At 60.1% G+C, this 21,042-nt stretch carries 24 protein-coding genes; 6 read left to right on the forward strand and 18 right to left on the reverse strand.

Features of this window, described 5'->3' with window-relative positions; all coding sequences use genetic code 11:
* Positions 1-147: 147 nt before the first annotated feature.
* Positions 148-921, reverse strand: a complete 774-nt coding sequence (gene gloB, locus SLH47_RS19855) for a hydroxyacylglutathione hydrolase (RefSeq protein ID WP_320241993.1) — start codon at positions 919-921, stop codon at positions 148-150.
* Between the two features lie 65 nt (positions 922-986).
* On the opposite strand from gloB, the gene SLH47_RS19860 reads away from it, so the two are divergent.
* Positions 987-1,763 carry a class I SAM-dependent methyltransferase gene (locus SLH47_RS19860; RefSeq protein ID WP_320241994.1) on the forward strand — a complete coding sequence of 259 codons (777 nt, stop codon included), beginning with the start codon at positions 987-989 and terminating at the stop codon, positions 1,761-1,763.
* Between the two features lie 27 nt (positions 1,764-1,790).
* Here SLH47_RS19860 and SLH47_RS19865 read toward each other — a convergent pair whose 3' ends face one another.
* Complete coding sequence (locus SLH47_RS19865) at positions 1,791-2,300, reverse strand: CAP domain-containing protein (RefSeq protein WP_320241996.1); 510 nt, start codon at positions 2,298-2,300, stop codon at positions 1,791-1,793.
* On the opposite strand from SLH47_RS19865, the gene SLH47_RS19870 reads away from it, so the two are divergent.
* The gene (locus SLH47_RS19870; RefSeq protein ID WP_320241997.1) at positions 2,299-2,460 is read left to right on the forward strand and encodes a hypothetical protein; all 162 of its coding nucleotides are present in this window, start codon (positions 2,299-2,301) and stop codon (positions 2,458-2,460) included. The two genes, SLH47_RS19865 and SLH47_RS19870, sit on opposite strands and share 2 nt — an antisense overlap.
* On the opposite strand, the gene SLH47_RS19875 is transcribed toward SLH47_RS19870, so the two are convergent.
* Positions 2,457-2,978: a hypothetical protein gene (locus SLH47_RS19875; RefSeq protein ID WP_320241999.1), complete on the reverse strand. Its 522-nt coding sequence runs from the start codon at positions 2,976-2,978 to the stop codon at positions 2,457-2,459. The two genes, SLH47_RS19870 and SLH47_RS19875, sit on opposite strands and share 4 nt — an antisense overlap.
* 175 nt (positions 2,979-3,153) lie before the next feature.
* Between SLH47_RS19875 and SLH47_RS19880 the strand changes: the two genes are divergently transcribed.
* Both SLH47_RS19880 and SLH47_RS19885 read left to right on the forward strand, forming a co-directional pair.
* On the forward strand, positions 3,154-4,578 hold the full coding sequence (locus tag SLH47_RS19880; protein WP_320242000.1) for a hypothetical protein: 1,425 nt from the start codon (positions 3,154-3,156) through the stop codon (positions 4,576-4,578).
* Between the two features lie 41 nt (positions 4,579-4,619).
* Complete coding sequence (locus SLH47_RS19885; protein WP_320242002.1) at positions 4,620-5,708, forward strand: class I SAM-dependent RNA methyltransferase; 1,089 nt, start codon at positions 4,620-4,622, stop codon at positions 5,706-5,708.
* Between the two features lie 17 nt (positions 5,709-5,725).
* On the opposite strand, the gene SLH47_RS19890 is transcribed toward SLH47_RS19885, so the two are convergent.
* From SLH47_RS19890 to SLH47_RS19960, 15 genes are all read right to left on the reverse strand, one after another.
* Positions 5,726-6,199, reverse strand: a complete 474-nt coding sequence (locus tag SLH47_RS19890; RefSeq protein WP_320242003.1) for a GNAT family N-acetyltransferase — start codon at positions 6,197-6,199, stop codon at positions 5,726-5,728.
* A 20-nt stretch (positions 6,200-6,219) separates the two neighbouring features.
* Positions 6,220-8,145, reverse strand: coding sequence for a 1-deoxy-D-xylulose-5-phosphate synthase (gene dxs / locus SLH47_RS19895; protein ID WP_320242005.1), 1,926 nt, complete (start codon positions 8,143-8,145; stop codon positions 6,220-6,222).
* Between the two features lie 180 nt (positions 8,146-8,325).
* Positions 8,326-8,562, reverse strand: a complete 237-nt coding sequence (pufX, locus tag SLH47_RS19900; protein WP_320242006.1) for an RC-LH1 core complex protein PufX — start codon at positions 8,560-8,562, stop codon at positions 8,326-8,328.
* Between the two features lie 11 nt (positions 8,563-8,573).
* Positions 8,574-9,500, reverse strand: coding sequence for a photosynthetic reaction center subunit M (gene pufM / locus SLH47_RS19905; protein ID WP_320242007.1), 927 nt, complete (start codon positions 9,498-9,500; stop codon positions 8,574-8,576).
* Between the two features lie 14 nt (positions 9,501-9,514).
* Positions 9,515-10,345, reverse strand: coding sequence for a photosynthetic reaction center subunit L (gene pufL, locus SLH47_RS19910; protein ID WP_320242009.1), 831 nt, complete (start codon positions 10,343-10,345; stop codon positions 9,515-9,517).
* Between the two features lie 129 nt (positions 10,346-10,474).
* Positions 10,475-10,627 carry a light-harvesting antenna LH1, alpha subunit gene (pufA, locus tag SLH47_RS19915; protein WP_320242011.1) on the reverse strand — a complete coding sequence of 51 codons (153 nt, stop codon included), beginning with the start codon at positions 10,625-10,627 and terminating at the stop codon, positions 10,475-10,477.
* Between the two features lie 12 nt (positions 10,628-10,639).
* Complete coding sequence (pufB, locus tag SLH47_RS19920) at positions 10,640-10,795, reverse strand: light-harvesting antenna LH1, beta subunit (RefSeq protein WP_320242013.1); 156 nt, start codon at positions 10,793-10,795, stop codon at positions 10,640-10,642.
* 147 nt (positions 10,796-10,942) lie between these two features.
* Positions 10,943-11,167 carry a cytochrome PufQ gene (gene pufQ, locus SLH47_RS19925; RefSeq protein WP_320242015.1) on the reverse strand — a complete coding sequence of 75 codons (225 nt, stop codon included), beginning with the start codon at positions 11,165-11,167 and terminating at the stop codon, positions 10,943-10,945.
* Positions 11,164-12,624, reverse strand: coding sequence for a chlorophyllide a reductase subunit Z (bchZ, locus tag SLH47_RS19930; RefSeq protein ID WP_320242017.1), 1,461 nt, complete (start codon positions 12,622-12,624; stop codon positions 11,164-11,166). The genes pufQ and bchZ overlap by 4 nt, the downstream gene beginning before the upstream one ends.
* A 73-nt stretch (positions 12,625-12,697) precedes the next feature.
* Positions 12,698-14,302, reverse strand: coding sequence for a chlorophyllide a reductase subunit Y (gene bchY, locus SLH47_RS19935; protein WP_320242018.1), 1,605 nt, complete (start codon positions 14,300-14,302; stop codon positions 12,698-12,700).
* Complete coding sequence (locus SLH47_RS19940; RefSeq protein ID WP_320242019.1) at positions 14,292-14,432, reverse strand: hypothetical protein; 141 nt, start codon at positions 14,430-14,432, stop codon at positions 14,292-14,294. Before SLH47_RS19940 ends, bchY begins: the two co-directional genes overlap by 11 nt.
* Positions 14,419-15,423 (reverse strand): chlorophyllide a reductase iron protein subunit X, encoded by a 1,005-nt coding sequence (locus SLH47_RS19945; RefSeq protein WP_320242021.1) that lies wholly within the window; start codon positions 15,421-15,423, stop codon positions 14,419-14,421. Before SLH47_RS19945 ends, SLH47_RS19940 begins: the two co-directional genes overlap by 14 nt.
* On the reverse strand, positions 15,420-16,358 hold the full coding sequence (gene bchC, locus SLH47_RS19950; RefSeq protein ID WP_320242022.1) for a chlorophyll synthesis pathway protein BchC: 939 nt from the start codon (positions 16,356-16,358) through the stop codon (positions 15,420-15,422). Before bchC ends, SLH47_RS19945 begins: the two co-directional genes overlap by 4 nt.
* 110 nt (positions 16,359-16,468) lie before the next feature.
* A complete protein-coding gene (locus SLH47_RS19955; protein ID WP_413785660.1) occupies positions 16,469-17,458 on the reverse strand; it encodes a methyltransferase in 990 nt (329 codons plus the stop codon).
* A gap of 158 nt (positions 17,459-17,616) precedes the next feature.
* Positions 17,617-18,492, reverse strand: a complete 876-nt coding sequence (locus SLH47_RS19960) for a polyprenyl synthetase family protein (RefSeq protein WP_320242025.1) — start codon at positions 18,490-18,492, stop codon at positions 17,617-17,619.
* 88 nt (positions 18,493-18,580) lie between these two features.
* On the opposite strand from SLH47_RS19960, the gene crtD reads away from it, so the two are divergent.
* Positions 18,581-20,143: a 1-hydroxycarotenoid 3,4-desaturase CrtD gene (crtD, locus tag SLH47_RS19965; protein ID WP_320242026.1), complete on the forward strand. Its 1,563-nt coding sequence runs from the start codon at positions 18,581-18,583 to the stop codon at positions 20,141-20,143.
* On the forward strand, positions 20,098-20,967 hold the full coding sequence (gene crtC, locus SLH47_RS19970) for a carotenoid 1,2-hydratase (RefSeq protein WP_320242123.1): 870 nt from the start codon (positions 20,098-20,100) through the stop codon (positions 20,965-20,967). The genes crtD and crtC overlap by 46 nt, the downstream gene beginning before the upstream one ends.
* Positions 20,968-21,042: the final 75 nt, after the last annotated feature.

The following is a 21,042-nucleotide window of genomic DNA, read 5'->3' on the forward strand; positions in this document are numbered from 1 at the left end:
TGATCTGCACACGCCAACCGTGGCCTCTTATCCTTAAGGTTTGGTTTTCTACACAAACCTTCAAGGACTTTTTTCCGTTTGCGCATCACAAATCGCGTGATGCCTTTCATTTCATCTGCTTTTGAACACGTTGACACGACATCGTGGTCAAAATTTGTCTTTCAAGGCGCGAACATGGGCAAAGACATCTTCGTCCGATGCATCCGCCATACCCAAAACACCCTTAAATGCAGGGTCATCCGCACGCAGAAATGGGTTTGTCAGCATCTCTTCACGCAAGGTGGAGGGTATTGTCGGTTGGCCATCCGCGCGGGCCTGAGTGATGCTTTCAATACGTGAGATAAGCTTTGGATTGTCCGCGTCAACCGACAGCGCAAAGCGTGCATTTGCCGCGGTGTATTCATGGCCGGAACAAATCTGCGTGTCTTCGGGTAGTGCGCGCAGTTTTTTCAGGCTTTGCCACATTTGCGCGGCATTCCCTTCAAACAATCGGCCGCAGCCCAGCGCCATCAGGCTGTCAGCCGTAAACGCATAGCCTGCGTCGGGCATGTGAAAGGCGATATGGCCAATCGTGTGGCCCGAGACATCGATGACATGGGTTGTCTGCCCACTGACCGTGATCGTATCGCCCTCGGCAACCTGCAAATCCAGCGGCGGCAGGCGGTGGGCATCAGCCTTGGCCCCAATCACACGCGCTCCGGGGCGCAGTGCGTCGACCGCACCGATATGGTCATGGTGGTGGTGCGTGATCAGGATATCGCTCAGCGTCCAGCCACGTTTGCGCAATGCCTCTCTGATCGGGCCTTCTTCCGGGGCGTCGATGAGGGCGGTTTCGCCCCTTGCGTCATTATGCACCAAAAAGGCGTAGTTGTCGGCAAGACAGGGCACCACGACGAGTTCGGCGGATGGGGCGTTTGCCATGGCATTTTGGCCTTTTCTGTTGATATGGTCGCGGCACAGCTTTGCCCAAGGGACCCAAAACCGCAATGCATCTTGATGTGCTTGATCTGCGAAACTTCTACTACCGCAGCGCATTGGGCCGGGCCGCACAAAAGGTGATCCGGGATGAGCTGGTGGCGCTGTGGCCCGATTGCAAGGGGCAGATGGTTGTGGGCTTTGGCTTTGCCGTTCCGCTCTTGCGGCCCTTCCTGAAAGATGCACGGCGGGTCGTCGGCCTGATGCCGGGGCCACAGGGTGTGATGCCCTGGCCGCCCGATGGACAAAATGTCAGCGTATTATGCGAAGACACGCTCTGGCCCATCGAGACGGGTCATGTCGACCGTCTGGTGCTCATGCATGGGTTAGAGACGACAGAGCACCCGTCTGCTCTGTTGGACGAGGCCTGGCGTGTGTTGGGGCCAGGTGGCCGCGCGGTCTTTATCGTGCCCAACCGGGCCGGTCTGTGGTCCCGATCAGATGCAACACCCTTTGGCTATGGGCGGCCCTATTCGCTCAGCCAGTTGGATGCGCAGTTGCGGCGACATCAGTTTGTGACAGAGCGAACCATGTCTGCGCTTTATCAGCCGCCATCGTCACGCAGGCTTTGGCGCAAATCGGCGGGATTCTTTGAAAAGGTCGGGCATAACATCCCCATGGTTGCCGCAGGCGGGGTGCTGATTGTCGAGGTGAGCAAACAGATGGCAGCGCCGACGCGCCCCGGTCTCGGCGAGGCGGTCAAGAAGCCATTGCGCGCTTTGGAAGGGATGGCAAAACCACAGCCGAAACCCGAAACGGCGCGGACCGGCGGGACTTCTGACAGCTAGCGTCCAACCGAAGTTGCGCCGCTTAGACTACCGTTCCGTTGCAAATACCAGCGCCCAATACTGGTTGGACCCCGACCCTGCCTTCGCCAATGCAAAATCCTCGAAGTTCGGATTCACATTGTTGGCCTGATGCCCGGGTGAGTTGACCCATGCATTCAACACGGCCTCTTCATTCCGTTGACCACGCGCGACGTTTTCGCCCCAGGTGATCCAATCATAGCCCTCGCGGCGAATGCGCTGCCCGGCGTTGGAACCATCACTCCCAGTATGCGTCAGACGACCCATGGCCAGCATATCATTGACATGGGCCTGTGCCGCACGGCCCAGCCGCGCATCGTATGTTAGCGGAGCCGCCCCATTCGCCGCCCGGACGCCATTGAGCATGCTTTGAAACGACCCGTCGACCGATGGCGTATCAGGGAGAGAAGGGGTAGACGGCGCGACTGAAGAGGACACATCCACCGGCGAACCACCGCCTCCGCCACTACTACAAGCCGCGAGAGCAAAGGCACAAAACGCGAAAGCGATAAAGCGCATGGAACCACTCCTTGATAAGGTTCCCGCCATTACGCCAGAAAAAATTCAGTCAACAAGACCAATGCCTTGGCAGGATACGGCGCAGCAAGAATGCGCCAATTATGGCAGCGTCATGGGCAAGCTATCGCTGATGTTGCGCAAGGCCGTTTGTACGCCTTAGTCAGGATTTACGAGCACAAGCACCCAACGTTGGTCAGAACCAGACCCGGCTTTGGCGAGCCCGAACAGTTCAAAATCCTCGAATGTCAGGTCTTCCGCTGCGCTGCCGTCGCCCTGACTTCCATTGGTTGCCCATTCATCCAAAAGAGTCGTTGTTGTGAAATCGCCTTGTGCGATGAACTGTCCAATATCCTGCCAGGTGAGCCCAAGTTCATTAAGCGTGTCCCCGATGTCCTTTTCTCCGCCCATCGGCGCCGTGGTTCCGGGCAAAAAGATGCTCAGGTAATCTTTTTCGAACATGTCGTTCGCGTGGATCTGGGCTGCCCTACCGGCAGTCGCGTCATAGTCCACCTCGGTACCTGCCATACGCATACCATTGAGCTGCGTACCGAAGTCCATGTTCATCGCCACATCGGGGGTGTCGGGTGTCAGGTCAACGCCAGAGTCAGACGAGGAATCGCCGCCACCCAAGCAGGCGGACAGGCCGAACAGCGCAACAACAGAAATGATCTTCTTCATAAGGTTCTCCCTTACCCCCGAGCAACAGAGCTAACGGCTTAAGCGCGTTTGGAAAATAAAAAGTAAAATGCGCTAAGGCTGAGGCGGTTATCCGCCGATCCATTTGCGCGTGGTTGCGGATTGGCTGGTGCTTGATCCGCGCACTTGAACTGTGCCGATTTCACGTTAAGCCACCATGGCAACGCAAAAAGGTAAGATCAGCGTGCTGAAGAAGTTTTGTCCTTGGGTCATTGGTTTCGCCGTGGTGATGGCGCTGTCGTCAGGTCAGGCGCTAGCACAAACGACCGCAGCCGAGATCCAGGCCGATGCTGAGGCGGCGTTGGTCAGCGGCGACCCGGCGCAAACCGTAATCCTGGCGAACCAGCTTTTGGAGGACAATCCCGACAGTTTCGCCGCACTCTTCCTCTTGGCGCTTGCACAATCGGATCTGGATCTGCCGCGCGAGGCTGCCGCAAGTGCATCTCGAGCCTACCGTGCGGCACCCAGCGAAGAAACACGGCTACAAACCGCGCGCCTTGCCGCAACTGCCCATTTCAGGGCGGAACAATTCGCCCGTGCCGAGTTTTGGTTCCGCCGCGCGGCCAATCACATCGCAACCGAGGAAGACGCCGAAGCCATCGTGCGCGGCTTTCAACGCGCCCGTGAGGCCAATCCGATCACCACGCAATACACCGCTTCCATCGCGCCGTCGGACAATATCAATGACGGATCGGACGCATCGCGTCTTTGTTTTGAGAATCTCGATGGCACCTGCTTTATTGAACTTGATCTGCGCGAGGACCAGCTTGCGCTCTCAGGTCTTGAATACAACGGCAGCGCAAGCATTCGGTACAGGCTAAGCCAGACGCCCCGCCAGACGACGACAATCGGTGGTCTGGTTTTCGGGCAGGGCGTCGTCTTCTCAGATGAGACCGAAACACTCCTGTCTGAGTCGGAAAGCGAAATTGTGCGTGATTTGGAGCCCAGTGATTTTTCGGCTTTTCTCGCCCAGTTTTCACTTGAGCAACAACAGACCATGTTTAGCCCGCTGGGACCAACACGGATCGCTTACAATTACGGCAGGTACTGGCGCGGTGGCGATTTGTTGGTGGATTACCACGACCTGATCCTGGGCCAGATCGTACCTTTCGAGGGCGGTCGCTCTCTCGCCTTGGAAAGCTCTGTGCGACAGCAACGCGCGCAAGCGCCTGGGCTAATCGACAGTACAATTTACGATCTGAGCGGGTCTTATCAGTGGCGTTTTGACAATCGTGATGTGACGACGTTGACGCTTGCGGGCAAGTATAACGATGCAAGTGAGGAAAGTACGTTTGTCGAATATCGGCTGCGTTCTGACTACGCCATTGGCAGGCAGATTTTCGAGACAAGCTGGTCCACGTTCGCCGAAATTGGCTATCGGTCGTTTGACGAGTTTTCCAGCACACTTGACGGACGCCGGGATCGTTTTGCCCGCGCCGGAGTGACGGCGGTTTTCGAAGAGATCTCTTATTTCGGCTTTTCACCCAGCATGACTCTATTCGCGAGCCGAACGGATTCGGATGTGTCCTTCATTGATTCCAGCAAAGTTTCCCTCAGCTTCGGGATCGCGTCGAATTTCTAGGCCGGTTGCGCCGTCCCCTTGATCCCGCTTATGCACGGCCAATGTCGGAACCTCTTGAGATCTTTCTTGTTGGCACGCCCGGGCTTGAGCATGTGCTGCAGGCCGAGGCTGTTGCAAACGGGTTTGCCGATGCAAAGGCCACTGCGGGCGGAGTGGTTCTGACCGGGGGATGGCCAGATGTGTGGCGGGCCAACCTGGCGATGCGAGGTGCCACGCGCCTGCTGGTGCGGATCGGCTCTTTCATGGCGTTTCATCTCGCACAGTTGGATAAACGGGCGCGCAAGTTTCCGTGGCACGATGTGCTGAAGCCCGATGTGCCGGTGAGGGTCGAGGTAGCGACTTCGCGCAAGTCCAAGATTTATCATGCGGGAGCCGCGACTCAGCGGATTGAAGGCGCTTTGCGGGTGGCGGGATATGAGGTCAGCCCCGATGCGCCCGTGACCATCAAGGCGCGCATTGACGACAACCACGTCACCATCAGCGTCGATACATCAGGCGAAAGCCTGCACAAGCGCGGCCACAAAGAGGCGGTCGGCAAGGCCCCGATGCGTGAAACACTGGCGAGCCTCTTTCTGCGGGAATGCGGTTATGATGGCCGCGAACCGGTGCTCGACCCGATGTGCGGGTCGGGGACCTTTGTGATCGAAGCGGCTGAGATCGCCACCGGACTGCACCCAGGCCGGTCCCGCGAATTTGCCTTCATGCATCTGGCCACGTTCGATGCAACCTGGCGTAGGGTGGGTGAAACCCACGCGCCTCCCAAGCATTTCTACGGCTCCGACCGCGACGCAGGCGCTGTCCGCATGGCGACGGAAAACGCTGCGCGAGCTGGTGTCAGCGACCTGACGACCTTCACCAATCTGAATGCCGCCGACATCCAGCGCCCGCATGGCCCGCCCGGCCTCGTGATCTGCAACCCGCCCTATGGTGGGCGGATCGGGAACCAACGGATGCTCTTTGGCGTTTATGCGGGGCTGGGCGAGGCGTTGAAGGCGCGGTTTGGCGGCTGGCACGTGGGGATCATTACGAGCGATGCGGGGCTGGCCAAAGCAACCGGGTTGCCATTGCAGAAGGGTCCAGCCGTGCCGCATGGTGGGCTGAAGGTGTGGCTGTTTCAGGCCGCTCTATAGCCAAACTCGGAAATAATTCATGCTCTTAGCGAAAGCGTCCAGTCATGGAACGTGCCCTCAACGGTCTTTCGTTGCCGGGTGAGCGTGAAGCCGTTCTTTTCGAGTACCCGCTCTGACGGCGTGTTTGCTACATCCGTTTCTGCCGTCATCGTCCTGAGCCCCGCCGCCTTCGTCAGACCGATTAACGCGCCGATGGCGGCGGTCGCGAGCCCTCTGCCCCGTCGGTCAGGAGCCACGCCGTAGCCAATCTCAACCGTACCGTCCCGACTGGGCACATCCTTGAAGCCGCAGAGGCCAACCACCTCCCCGTCATGCGTCATCATCCAGGTGCCGCGCACGCCGTTTTCGAACATCCGCGCTGTACTCGCACGCACGATCTCCAAGACTTCCCGGGCGTCCAGACCATTGGGCGGAAGGCGCAAAGCAAGGCGCGGCGCCTCACATGCGGCCAATGCCGCAAGATCATCATCGGCCGCTAGGAGTAGCTCCATTTTGTCACTTTTTCAGGACGTTACGCCACCTCGACAGGAGAGCGTTTCAGCTTCACGCCAGCCGCCTGCATCGCGGTGGCTGCGATGTCCACCGCCGTCAGCCCGGCATCGGCATACATGGCCGCAGCGCTGGCCTGATCGATGTAGCGGTCAGGCAGCGTCATCGTGCGCAGCTGGCAGCGCCCGTCGAGCAGGCCGTCATTGGCCAAGTCATGCAAGACCATCGCGCCAAAACCGCCGCGGGCGCCCTGTTCGACCGTCACCAACGCCTTGTGGTGGCGCAGCAGCTGGCGGATCAGGTCACGGTCGAGCGGTTTGGCAAAGCGGGCATCGGCGATGGTTGCAGTGATACCCTGCGCGGCCATCTCATCGGCCGCTTTGCGGCACTCTTCGAGATGCGCGCCGAAGGAGAGAAGCGCGATATCCGATCCCTCCTGGATCACGCGGCCTTTGCCGATTGTGAGGACGTCTCCACGTTCGGGCAGATCAACCCCGACACCTTCACCACGCGGATAGCGGAAGGCGATGGGGCCATCGTCATAGGCCGCAGCGGTGCGGACCATATGCATCAGTTCGGCCTCGTCCGCAGCGGCCATCACCACCATGTTGGGCAAGGCCGAGAGGTATCCGATATCAAATGCTCCGGCATGGGTGGGGCCATCCGCGCCCACCAGCCCGGCCCGGTCAATCGCGAAACGGACGGGCAGGTTTTGCAGAGCGACGTCATGCACCACCTGATCATAGCCGCGTTGAAGGAAGGTTGAATAGATCGCGCAGAATGGCTTCAGCCCGCTCGCGGCCATGCCTGCGGAGAAGGTCACCGCGTGTTGTTCGGCAATGCCCACATCGAAGACGCGGTTTTCAAACCGTGCACCCATGATGTCGACACCGGTGCCCGAGGGCATGGCGGCGGTTACGGCCACAATGCTCGGATCATGCTGCGCCTCGGTCGTCAGCGCATTGCCGAAGACCTTCGTGTAGCTTGGCGCATTGGGTTTAGATTTGGACTGTGCGCCGGTGGCCACATCAAACTTCGCCACGCCATGCCCGCAATCGGCGGCGCCCTCGGCGGGGGCGTAGCCCTTGCCCTTGGTCGTGCAGACATGGATCAGGACCGGCCCGGTTGCCCGTGTCCGCGCCGCCCGCAGTACCGGCAGAAGCTGCGCCATATCGTGCCCGTCGATGGGGCCGACATAGAAAAAGCCGAGCTCTTCAAAGAGCGTCCCCGACCCGCCAGATTGCATGCCCGTCACAAGGTTGCGCGCACGGCGTGCATGATCGCGTAAAGGGCCGGGCAAGGCGGCCTCAAACCCTTCGGCCATCTTGTGCAATTCACCCATGGGCGAGGCATAGAGGCTTGAGAGGTACTTCGACATCGCGCCGGTTGGTGGGGCAATCGACATCTCATTGTCGTTGAGGATCACAAAGAGCCGACGCCCTTCATGGCCAGCGTTGTTCAGTGCCTCATAGGCCATGCCCGCGCTGATCGACCCGTCGCCGATCACCGCAATCGCATCGCCCGTGGGCATACCCATGTCGCGGCCAATGGTGAAGCCTAATGCGGCTGAGATTGACGTGCTGGAATGGGCGGCTCCGAAAGGATCATAGTCGCTCTCAGCGCGCTTGGTGAAACCCGACAACCCGCCCTCTTGCCGCAAGGTGCGGATGCGGTCCCGCCTGCCCGTCAGCACCTTATGCGGATAGCATTGGTGGCCCACATCAAAGATCAGTTTGTCACGCGGCGTATCAAAAACCGCGTGGATTGCGACGGTCAGTTCAACCACGCCCAGGGACGACCCCAGATGCCCGCCGGTCTGCGAGACGGCGGAGATCACCTCGGCCCGCACATCATCGGCCAAACCAGCCAGCGCCTTGTCGTCGAGCCTTCGCAAATCCGCAGGGCCTGCGATGCGATCGAGGATGGGCGTTTCAGGGTGATGGGTCATGACAGCACCTTTGGAATGAAAAAGCGTCGCAAATGGGCGAACCCAGATGCGACGCTAGTCTCCTGTAGCCAACAGGAAGGGAACTGGAGCCCAGGGCTCCAAGTGACGGACCAGCCAGGGAGGGAGGTCCGACGGCGCAGGATCAGGCGCCGCGTCGCGCAGGCGCCTGATCCAATCTCATCAGGCGAAGTTGTCGAAATCGACAACTTCAATCGTCAGCGATGACCGGTTGATCGGGTCCGGCGTATCGCGGCTCTCTTCCGGCAGCGCGCGCCCGATCCAGGCCATCACGGCAATCAGGAACCAAATCGCGAGCAAGAACGCCGCGGCATAGCCCGCGCCCTTGAGCATCAAGAGCGTGATATCGGCGGTCAGGCGTGCCTTTTCACTGACGTCGAGGATGTTTTCGTTCTTCATCATCTCTCTCCTTAATCGAGCGGTGCGTAGCCGTGCTCTTGCGCCCAGACGAACCAGTTATCCACGACCGTACCTGTCAGAAGGATGCCGATCCCGCCGGTGAGCGTTGTCAGCACCGCAAACCACCAGGCCCAGCGGTGGATACCCTCCATCGTGGCGTTAAAGCCCATGGTCCAGCGCCAGAACAAAGCCGCACGCTCGGTCGCCGTTCCCCGGTCAACGATCTGTTCGATCTCACGCTCACCACCGAAGCGGCTGACGGCGAGGATTGTCGCACCATGCATCGCGAAAAGCAGGGCAGAACCATAAAGGAACGCAATGCTGAGCGCATGGAACGGGTTGTAGAAGAGGTTGCCATAGGTGATCGAGAAGAGGTTCGTCCAGTCGAGATGGCTAAAGACGCCGTAAGGCACCATCTCGGACCAGTCGCCCATCAGGATCGGGCGGAAGAGCCCCAGCACAAGGAAGAGCCAGATCGCAGATGCAAAGGCCCAAGCCACGTGCTTGCCCATGCCCAGCGCCTCGGCCCGCAGATAGGTCCGCACCCACCAAGTCAGCACCGAGATCAGTAGGAAGAACGACGCGATCATGAAGTAACCGCCATCATCCATCGGGGGCATGCCCAGACCGTAACCCGGTGACGGTGGATCAAGAGAAAGCCAGAACAGATCCCGCATGAAGATCGCCGGGTTGTAATCGGCCTGCGCCCAGAACGCCATGCCGACCATGACAAACCAGATCAGACCGGTCGCAAGCGAGATCACCCCGAACGAGCCCAGATAGATTGGACCCAGTTGCGCGTTCCCGAACCAGCCGAAAAGCTTTGAGAAGCTCGCCTTCTTGCTGCGGTCGATCCCGCTGCCGTCATATCCGGCCACGCCCATTTCCGGAGGGCCTTGGACCTGAACCTGGGTGAAGATGTTTTGATATTCAGCCATTGTTCATACCCTCCTTAAAGGTCAACCCACCAGGGCAGCTCATAGTACCAATCCCACCAGACGATCCATTCCTCGAACCAGACGGTGCCGGAAATCACGATGCAGACAGCACTCCAGAAACCTGCATTCAGCGCCAGGAACAGGCCCAGCCGGTGAATGCCCAAAGGCCCGATGGAATAGCCGATCAGATCGCGGAAATAGGTGTCTTCATGGTCAGGCGACTTGATCTCCTGCCCCTTTGGCGGGTTCACGGCGGACAGAACCAATGAGCCATGCAGGGCCAGCGCCAGACACGTTGTAAAGAAGAACGTGATCGCGACCATGTGGGCAGGGTTGTAGTGGAAGTTACCATAGGTGTAGCCCACGTTGTTCACCCAATCGAGATGGCTGAAGATGCCGTAGGGGAAGCCATGACCCCAGGCGCCCAGCAGAACGGGGCGGATCACCACCAGCGTCACATAGGCGAAAATCGCCACGCTGAAGGCAAAGGGCACATGATAGCCGATGCCGAGCTTACGACAGATCTCAACCTCGCGCATCGCCCAACTGACGAAGGCGCCGATGGCACAGATCGTGATGATCTGCCACAACCCGCCTTCCATGAGTGGTGCCGGACCCAGCCCGTATTCAAGGGGCGGCGGATCGATTGAGATCAGCCAAGGGTTCCAGGTGGGGCCTTGGCTCGCCCCGTAAAAGATCAGGATTGTCCCAAGGACAGCGAAAAAGAACGTCGTCACCCCGAAGAAGCCAACATAAAATGGCCCCACCCAGAAGTCGAACAGATCACCGCCAACCAATGTCCCGCCACGGACCCGGTATTTTCTTTCGAAGCTGAGCTGCGCCATCTTCCTACTCCATTTCCGACAGGCCCTGCATCCCCGTTCGGGTGCGCCCTGTCATCATCTTGCGTCGGTGTTTGCCACGGGCGGAAACGCGCCCGCCCGTAGCGGATTCATGTCGGCAAACGCCGGTTCCTATCCGCCAAAGGCGAGCGAGAACCAGTTTGTCGTTTCGTTGCTGAGCAGCACGAGGTGAATCATCGCTGCCAGCAGGAACAGGAAAACGCCCTGCGCCACGAAAACGCGGCGTGGGTCGAAGACCAGCCAGATTTTATAGAACTGTGCCATTCAAGCGCCCTCCTACCAGCTGAACCAAGGCAGCTTGATGTATGTGAGGAAGTGAGCGATCACGGCTACCACCGTGAACAGCCCAAAGCCGCTCATATACACCGCATGCAGCTCTTGGGCCTGCTCGTCGGTGAGACCTGTGAAGGACAGGTCAGATTTGTCAGCCATGTTTTGTCTCCAAAATTTGGGTCTGACGCCGCGCACCCCCCGCGGCCGGGTTACGACAGAAGCTCTTCCTCTGCCCCAATCCATCATCCCGGGGGGGAATGATGAACATCGGATGCCCACGGGTGGGCAAATGGTTGGCCTTCAGATTCATGCGTTGAAGATCTGTGGCGTGATGATGCGGGCCTGTGTCCAGGCCTTTGCCAAGGGGCCTTTTTCGGGCAGTTCAAACTGGCGTGCGGTCGCTAGCACCCAGGTCAGGGTGCAGAGCGGCAATGTCGCCAGAAAGATCAGCGTAAAATAGGCGTAGTATTCCCGTTTCGGCGGCGCGGACCTTCCCCTGGTCATCGGGGCATCTGTTGTAAAATCAGTCATGTGCGTCCTCCGGTGGATGATTGCAGTGTTTCGACGGTCTCAAGGACCACCCGGTCGTTGCCGGCATCGAGGGCCGCCCGTTCGGCTGCGTCCCGCAGCGTTTTGGCGGCTGAAATGCGTGTGAGGATCGGATGGGATGCCACGATCTCATCCAGTTTGGCCTGCGCATCGGCATCCCAGGGGAAATCCCGGCGCAGGGGCGTCAGTGTGGCGTCGCCCGCATCCATATCGCTGGCGAGCGGCAAGATGTGGAAGAGTGCGTCAAAGAGGCCATTGCAGACCTCTTGCAGGACATAAGTCGCCCCCGCATAGCCCATGAAGGGCGTGCCCGTGGCGCGCCGTATTGCGGCACCGGGGAAGCTTGCGGGGATAAAGACGGGCTGCGGCCCGTGGCCCGCCTGCATCTCGGCCATGTAGATCTTTTCATTGATCGAACCGAAGACGATCAGCGGACGCCTGCTGTGCATCAGGTTGCGCACTTCGTCGTTGTTGGTCTTCTTGCCGCGTGAGCGGGCGACCGCGAAGGCGCAAGGAAAGCCCAGGTCGCCTTCCAAGAAATGCCGGACGCCTCTTGCATAGGTTTCGGTCGCGACAATCGCGAACTCCGCGGTGGCATAGAAATCCTGCGTGACCGAGCGCCAGAGGTCCCAGACCGGTTTGATGGTCGAGTGTTTCTCACGTTCGATGAACGGTTCAGGGTCCAGGCCCAGCAACTCACCCAGCTTGCGCAGAAACTTTGTGGTACTGTCAATGCCGAAGGGCGCTTGCAGGTAAGGCTTTCCCAGCACTTCGCACAGGCCCCGTCCGAACTCGCGATACATGGTGATGTTGACATCCGCATTCACCAGATTGCGCATCTCGGCCACATGGGCACCCAGCGGCATGACCATATTGACCTCAGCCCCGATACCCTCAACCAGCCGCCGGATCTCGGCAAGGTCCGAGGGCATGTTGAACGCCCCATACATCGGCCCAAGGATGTTCACGCGGGGCTTTGCACCTTCCTCGCGTTTCTTCTCCGGTGGCATCCGGCCTTTGGTCATGCCGAATTCGGTGAAGATCCAGGTCATCGCGCGGTCCGCACATTCCCACTGATCCTCATCAATCGTGCGCGGCAGGAAGCGCTGGATGTTGGTACCCTGCGGCGTCACACCGCCGCCGATCATCTCGGCAATGGAGCCCGTCACGACAACGGCAGGCAAAGCCGGGTCGAGCGTGTCCCAAGCGCGTTTCATCGCATCCTCGGTCCCCTCGCCCATCTCGCTTTCGCTGAGGCCAGTGACGACAATGGGCAATTCATGCGGTGGCAGACCGTCGGTGTAGTGCAGGACGGACGTCACCGGCAGGTTCTCGCAGCCGACAGGGCCGTCTATGACAACCTGCAAGCCTTTCACTGCGCAGAAGGCATAAACAGCACCCCAATAGCCGCCAGCACGATCATGATCGGTGATCAGCATCGCGCGCCTCCCTTGGCCGAAAAGTCTTCGTGACGAAGACTTTTCCCGACTGAAGAATTTTGGCCAAAATTCTTCATATCATCCGCTCCGCCTTGGCCGCGCGCGCCATCTTGTCGAGCTTTTTCTGATGCTGCGTCCGGAAATCGGGCCGCAAGTTGGGAGCGCCTTCCCACACGCCAGCGGTATCCTCGGCACCGACGCCTTCAAAGAAGGCACGCATCGTATCCATCTTCTCTTTTCCACCGACAGCCGCATTCACGACCTGCGCCAGCGAGCCTGCACCCGCTGGCCCCATGAGTGGCCGGGCAGAAATCAGATTGGTGAAGTAAAGGGCCGGAATGCCATGTTCCTTGGCATGCTGCACCACAGGCGTCGTGCCAATCGCCAGATCCGGCTTGATGGCGTCCACGGCTGCCAGATCATCCTCCAGCGATGCGCGATAGGTCACTTTCACACCGCGCGAGGCCAGCCAGTCGGCATCGTCCTGCGACCACCGTGTTTTGGGACAGGCCGTGCCGACATAAGGCACCTCCGCCCCGCTTTCGACGAGCAGACGTGCAACAAGCAGTTCCGAGCCCTCATAGCCCGAAAGCGTGATGGTTCCCTTGATTGGCGCGGCTTTCAGCGCTTCGTTGATGGCAGGCAGGAACGCGTTCTGGGCGGCTGCAATCTGCGCGGGGGGGACGTTGAATGTCTCACCGACTTTCAAGAGCCACGCCGCCGTCCCGTTATAGCCGATCGGGGCCGAACCGATCACGGGGCGACCCGCAGCCTCAAATTCACGGATGGACGCGGTGTAGAATGGGTGGATCGCGGCCACAGCACCACAATCAAGGGCCGCGTAAAGCTCCCGCCATTCGCGGGTGGGCACGACCGGACCCGCCGCAAGGCCTAATGGGGCCAGCATCGCGCCGATCATCATCGGATCAGCGGGGAACATCTCGCCCAGAAGGGTCACAGTTGGGCGGTCGGATTTGCCACCCACCGGTGCTTGAACCGGACCTGCGGCGGCTTCCGTCCGCGCGTAGTTCAGCATCGCCCCGGCGAGTACATCCTTGGCCTCGGCATGGGTGGGCACGCCGAAGCCGGGCACGTCGATGCCGACAATCCGCACACCGTTGATCTCTTTCGGCAAAAGCCGCAGCGGCACGCCGGAGGCTGTCGGCACGCAGAGGTTCGTCACCACAATCGCGTCATAGCGATCCGGGTCGGCCATATCGTGCGCGCTTTCGCGGATATCCTCGAACAGTTTGCCCGTGACCAGCGTTTCGGAGTTGAACGGCACATACCCGACCGAGCGTCGCGCGCCGTAGAAATGCGACACGAAGGTCAGCCCATAGACACAGCAGGCGGACCCAGACAAAACCGTCGCCACCCGCTTCATGCGAAGGCCAACGCGTAAAGACCCGAAAGCCGGACACATCGATTGCGGCTGGTCATGGGGCCCTTGCGGATAGTCCTTGGCGTATTGATCCAGAATGTCGGATTTTCCCGCCACGCGCGCGGCGGCTTCCATCTTGTCGGCACCGGACACACAGCCGCCAGTCAGCGCCGTTTGTTGCGCTTGATCGGACAAATCCGCTGACATCTCATCGCGCGCGACACCCTCGATGATCTGGACATTGCCCGCATCATCATAGCCCACTTCGTAGCCTTGGGTGTCAGGCTCATGCGTCATAGCGCGCGGCCTCCGTGGCCGGTATCCGACGGATGTCATCGAGAAGGCGCTGGATCTGGTCCGGACGCGCTGCCGCCAACATCCGGCGCACGTCTTCCGGCAATGGCTTGGTCCGCTCAGGCGTCATCATAGATGACCTCCAAGCTTTCTTTCGGCTTGGCGTTCTTACCGCGCATGTCGACATCCGTGGCGGGGACGAGTTCGTAATCGGCGCCCGTATCCTTGCTGTCAAAAAGCCCCAGCAACCCGTCCTGATCAAGCGGGGCGGGACGCACAGGTGGCGCATCAGCGACCGCCGAAGCCAATCCTTCGAACAGCGCACCCCATTGCCCCTCGCGGGTGCCAACGATCTGATAGTTTGCGGACTTCTTCCTTAGGTCGTCATCTTGCGGAATTGCAGCAAGGACAGGAATGTCAACTGCCTTGGCGAAAGCCTGAGCCTCGCCTGTCCCGTCATCCTTGTTGATGACGAGTCCAGCGACCCCAACATTACCACCAAGTTTTCGGAAATATTCGACTGCCGAGCAGACATTGTTAGCAACATAAAGCGATTGCAGGTCATTTGATCCTACCAGAATAACTTTCTGTGCCATGTCACGGGCGATGGGCAGGCCAAAGCCGCCACAGACCACGTCGCCGAGGAAATCGAGCAGCACATAGTCGAAATCCCAATCGTGAAAGCCCAGTTTTTCCAGGAGCTCAAAGCCGTGGATGATCCCGCGCCCGCCGCAGCCACGGCCCACTTCTGGCCCACCAAGCTCCATCGCGAAGACGCCACCCCGTTTGAAGCAGACGTCACCGATCTGCACTTCTTCACCGGCAAGCTTCTTCTTTGAGGAGGTTTCGATGATCGTGGGGCAGGCCTTGCCGCCGAAAAGCAGGCTGGTTGTGTCCGATTTCGGATCGCAGCCGATCAGCAGCACGCGCTTGCCCATCTCGGCCATCATATGGCTGAGATTGGCAAGCGTGAAGGACTTGCCGATCCCGCCCTTGCCGTAGATCGCGATGATCTGGGTTTTGGAGGTCGGCTCGCTTTGCGGCACCTCCAGCGAAGGCTCAACCGCCGCCTCATCCCGCAAACGCTGGTCGAAATCCTTCAGGTTCGGTATTTCGTCCTTCATGCGGTTCCCCAGTCCAGTATCATTTTCAGGCAAGCCGGATCCGTGAAGGCCGTCTTGTAAGCCTCCGCAGCCGCCTTCGCGGGTTGCTGATGTGTGATCAGATCGGCCAATTCGAGCGTTCCAGCCTCGACCAGTGCCTTGGTAGCGACCATGTCGTCAGGGGCCCATTCCGCGCTGATGCGGAACCGTGCCTCTTTCATGAAAGCGGGCGGAAAGGCGAATTGCAGAGGTTCGGTGTAGAACCCGGCAAGCACAATCTCACCGCCTTTGGCGATGCGACCCACCAGATCGTTCAGCAGATCGCCACGTCCCGACGCATCATAGACGGAATTGTAATCGCGGCGCGTATCCGCCTCTGGCTTGATTACCTGATAGCCGTCAGCGCCAGCCATGCGGGTTTCATCGATCTCCCAGACCGTTGGAGCGGGTGCGCCTGCCGCTATCGTTAAACGCGCAAGCAACCGTCCCAAAACGCCGTGACCCACGATCAGGTCGGGCACCGCCTTTCCCGGCCCGGCCATCGCATGACGGGCTGTCGCCGCGAGCGCCAACAAGGCGCCTGCCGCGCCCAAGGTTCGGTCGATACGGGTTGCACGCGATGCATCGGTAACAATCGTCTGGGCTGCGGCACCGAACAAACCATGCGCGCCCTCGTAGCAGCTTGCCCCGGGGACAAAGACATGCTCGCCCACGCGAAACCCGCTTTCGGGGCCTGCCTCGACGACTTCGCCCGCAGCCTCATAGCCGGGGATCAACGGATAGCCCATGCCGGGGAAGGGCGGCATCTCTCCGGTCCAGAACAGTTTTTCCGTGCCCGTGGAAATCCCGGAATGCTGAATCGCCACAACCAGATCCGCCGCCTTCGGCGCGGTCACTCCCACCTGATCCAACGCCAAAGCGCCTGGGGCATTCAGGATAACAGCCTTGGTTTCCAACGTTTTCTCCTCAATGCTGCGAAGCCTTCAGACTCACCGCGCAACACGCTGTCCTTACGGTAGTTTAGCTTGACGTGACCCAGTGTCAATTAGTTTGGACATATAAAGTGTCAACTTTGCTTTACACCTGTGACGAGCGATGTCACAAATGGCCGGCGCGATTTTGGTGTCTGGATGTCGGTGAAACCGGCCTGACGCAGAAGCGCGGCAATCTGGTCAGCTGACCGCGCCTTTCCCGTGCGCATCGCCATGCAATAAAGCGCGTAATAGGCATCCCCTGCGCGCTGCGGCTGATCCCCACCAGTCATCGGTTCGGACACAAGAAGCGATCCGCCAACCGGCAAAGCCTCATAGACGGATCGCAAAAGCGCGCTGACCGTTTCATCCGAGTGATCATAAAGAACACGCACGAGGCTGATCAGGTCGGCCCCCTGCGGCAGCGGGTCATCGCGAAATGATCCTGGCGCGATCATCACACGCTCGGACAGCCCAAGATCGGCAAAACGTGCCTGCGCCCCAGGCGCGACAGCAGGCAGATCGAACAACGTCATGTGTAGATTGGGATAGGCCTGCCCGACTGCCGCAAGAAACGCACCAGAACCGCCACCGACATCCATGATGTGGCGCACACCGTTCAGCGAAACAGTGGCGAGGGTGTCTTCGGCAACCAGGACCTGACTATCCGCCATCAACTGTGAGTAGGTGCTCGCCACTTTCGGATCGGTCGCGCCCGAAGCCCCGAAAACGTAAGGCCAGAACTCGGCCAGTTCCGTCTCAACCTCGCCCCGGAAAAAAGCCACCGGGTCGGCCAGATCGAGGTAGAGCACGTCATGGTGCGAGATCATGCCCGACAACCCCGGTACTCCGGCAAGGGCAGCACCACGGATCGTTAGCGCATAAAGCCCCGATTTGCGCCGCTTCAAGAGGCCCAAAGCCACAGCCGCAGACAGAAGCACATGCATCCGGTCCAGCGGAACCTCTGCCTCGGTCGCCAGTGCATCTGTCGTCATCTCGTTGCGCAAAAGCATCTGCGGAATGTCGAATTCCACAAGCGCCTGCAGGATCTGGCTGTGACAAAAGCCTGCGACCAGATCAAACATCGCCTCGCCTTCCGACCGGACCAAGCGTCGGGTCAAAGGGAACCGGGCGGCCCATTTCTGAAATCCGCGGGATGCAACAAGGCGTGTCAGGCGCGATGCGGCGCGAGGGCGTCGGGGGACGCGGGCCACCTGCGCCCCATGAAGTTCGAGATTAACCACTACTCGCCCGGCACAGTACGCCGGGAACGCGCGCCGTCCGGCACAAGCTTGTCGGCATAGGCGCGCACCATTTGCGCCAGAGCCGCCTCGCCTGGACATGCGGGGATCGAGGCGATGGCACCGCTGAGGATATCGTCAAAGCGGCTGACCGCCCCTGCAACGCCCAAAGCCGCGACCGCATTTGGCCGGCCATGCAAATCGTCCTGCCCCGCAGGCTTGCCCAAGGTCGCCTCATCGCACAGCGCGTCGCGTAGATCGTCGGCCACTTGAAACGCCTCACCAATGCGGGCGCCAAGTTCCCCCCAAGGTTCGGCATCCTGTCCGGCTGCGACGGCGCCCATCTGGGTCGCCGCGATGAACAATGCGCCGGTCTTGGCCTGATGATAGGCCGAGAGGTCGATCTGATCCTCGCTCTCCCAACCCTGGCCCGCGCAAATCCCAAAGGGCATGCCCGTGCGCGTGCCAAGGATATCGATCAGCGCCAAGGCCCGGTCAGCCGGGGCCGTACGCGCCAGAAGCTGGAACGCCATGATGATCAGGCTGTCACCTGTCAGCACCGCCAGTGGCTCGGAGAACGCCAGATGCAGCGCGGGTTTGCCCCGCCGCATGGCTGCATCATCGAAACATGGCAGATCATCGTGGACGAGGCTTGCGCAATGGATCACCTCAAGTGCCACTGCCGCCGTATTCGTCAGTTCCGGATGATCGTCGCCGCAGGCCATGGCCACCGACGTCAGGATCGTTGGCCTGATCCGCGCACCACCAGGGGTCACGGCATATTCCAGCGCTGCGGCCAGCTTGGACGGGGCGATACCACCTTGGCCAGAGGCAATGGCAGCGGCCATCGTCGTTTCGATCCGCTCTGCAATCTTCATTCGCGTATCCCCTTTGGACTTCATACTGTCCATTTTAGTTTACATGTGTCAATGTAAATCAAATGGGACAAGAGAGTCACAAAACGCAATGACTGTGCGCAAGGCCAAAGTGGTGGTGATTGGCGCTGGCATTGGCGGATTGGCATCCGCCCTGCGGTTGAGCCATCAGGGATGCGATGTCACGGTTTGCGACATGCATGGCGCCCCCGGCGGCAAGATGCGCACCATGCCCTCTGCCGCAGGGCCGGTGGATGCGGGGCCTACCGTGTTCACCATGCGCCACGTTTTCGAGAGGCTTTTTGCCGATGTGGGTGAGGCGCTGGATGAGCACATGACGCTGAAACCCCTTACCACATTGGCGCGGCACTATTGGGATGACGGGGCAACGCTGGATTTAGTCGCTGATGCGGACCAGAGCCTTCAGAACGTGACTCGCGCCTTTGGCGCAAAGGCCGGCCGCGAATTCGCGGCTTTCTCGTCGCGGGCGCAGCGTCTTTTTGACGGGTTCGACCGGCCCATGATGCAGACCGCCACACCGCGGCAAGGGGCGGTAACCGCTGCAGTTCTGCGGCAACCACGCCTGATCGCCGATATGGCGCTCCATCGCAGCCTCGCGAGTCTTCTGAAAACGACATTCTCCAACCCGCATCTCGCACAGCTCTTCGGACGCTACGCTACCTATGTGGGTGGATCGCCCTATCAATCGCCAGCGATTCTCTCGTTGATCTGGCAGGCAGAAGCGCGCGGCGTTTGGTCAGTCGAGGGTGGGATCCACCGGCTTGCCACCTGTCTAGAGGCGCTGTCCAAGTCGCGCGGAGCCATTTTCCACTACGGCACCAAGGTCAGCCGGATCACCCAGCAAGGCGGCAAAGTGACAGGTGTTGAGACGGCGCAAGGCCACTTGCCCGCCGACATCGTCCTCTTCAACGGCGATCCGCGTGCCCTCGTAACCGGTCTTTTGGGAGAGCCTGCGCAAAAGGCGGTCAAAGAAGCCCACATCACTCCGCGCAGCCTTTCGGCCTACGTACACGCTTTCGCGGCTAAACCACAGGGTATGGCACTCGCCCACCACACGGTCTTTTTCGGCCACGACCCGGAGGCGGAATTTGACGCCCTCGCGAAGGGCCAAATGCCCAACGACGCCACGCTTTACCTTTGCGCGCAGGATCATGGCAGCGTCGCAGTGGACGCGCTGCAAAGGTTTGAGACCATCATGAACGGCCCGCCGATCCCGCGCGACCCCAGCAAGGAAACAGCCCCATGTCAGACACAGATTTTCGACCGGTTCCGGCAATTCGGGCTGACCTTCAGCCCCACGCCCGGACCCGAAACGCTGACGACACCGCACGGCTTCGACGCGCTGTTTCCGGCGAGCCAAGGATCCCTTTACGGGCGCAGCCCGCATGGGCTGATGGCAGCCTTCAAACGGCCGACGGCGCGCACGAAGATACCGGGGCTGTATCTTTGCGGGGGCGGGGCGCATCCGGGGGCGGGGGTGCCGATGGCGACACTCTCCGGCCAGCACGCAGCCGCGGCGATCATGACGGACCTTGCTTCCACCTCGATGTCCCGCCAAACGGCTATGCCTGGTGGTATGTCGACGGGATCAGCGAATGCGGCCGCAAAGCCGTCTCTGTCATCGGGTTCATAGGGTCGGTCTTTTCGCCCTGGTATGCGTGGTCGGGGCGCAAGGACCCGGCCAATCACTGCTGCATCAACGTGGCCACCTATGGGCCGGGTGGCCGGTTCACCATGACCGATCGCGGACGCGCCGCGCTTAACACGACGCCCGACACGTTTCAGGTCGGGCCATCTGCGATGCATTGGACCGGTAAAGAACTGATCATCGACATCAATGAGATCAGCAGCCCACCTCTGATCAGTCGGGTGCGTGGGCAGATCACCGTTAAGCCTGACGCCATGACCAGCGTTGAACTGCCCCTGACACCCGATGGCACCCATATCTGGCGCCCCTTTGCGCCATCCTCTGACATCAAGGTCGATCTGGAGGCCAAGGGCTGGCAATGGTCCGGCCATGGTTACTTCGACGCCAATTTCGGCACCCGCGCGCTGGAACAGGATTTCAGCTTTTGGACATGGGGCCGTTATCCAACGAGGACCGGTGCGACATGTATCTATGATGCGGTCCGTCGCGATGGCACAACACTGGACATCGCGATTGCGTTCGATGGCAATGGCGATGCACAGATCGTCGAGGCCCCGCCGCGCACGCGGTTTCGGCGGTCGCTCTGGCAGGTGATGCGCGAAACACGCGCCGACCCTGGCACAAAGCCGAAACAGGTGCTGAACATGCTCGACGCGCCATTCTATTCCCGTTCTGCCGTGCAGACCCAGCTCGACGGAGAGATCGTGACGGGTGTGCATGAAGCGCTCGACCTGAACCGCTTCCGTTCGCCGTTATTGAAACCGATGCTCGCTGTCCGGGTGCCCCGACGGGCGGGTTGGCGCTTCTAGAGCGGTCGTGCGGCAGAAACTCTGGCGGTAATTCCAGAGCCTGCTAACGTTTCGATATTATTCGTTTGTCATTGC

It is taken from the genome of Cognatiyoonia sp. IB215182, assembly GCF_033963905.1.
Classification (GTDB): Bacteria; Pseudomonadota; Alphaproteobacteria; order Rhodobacterales; family Rhodobacteraceae; genus Yoonia.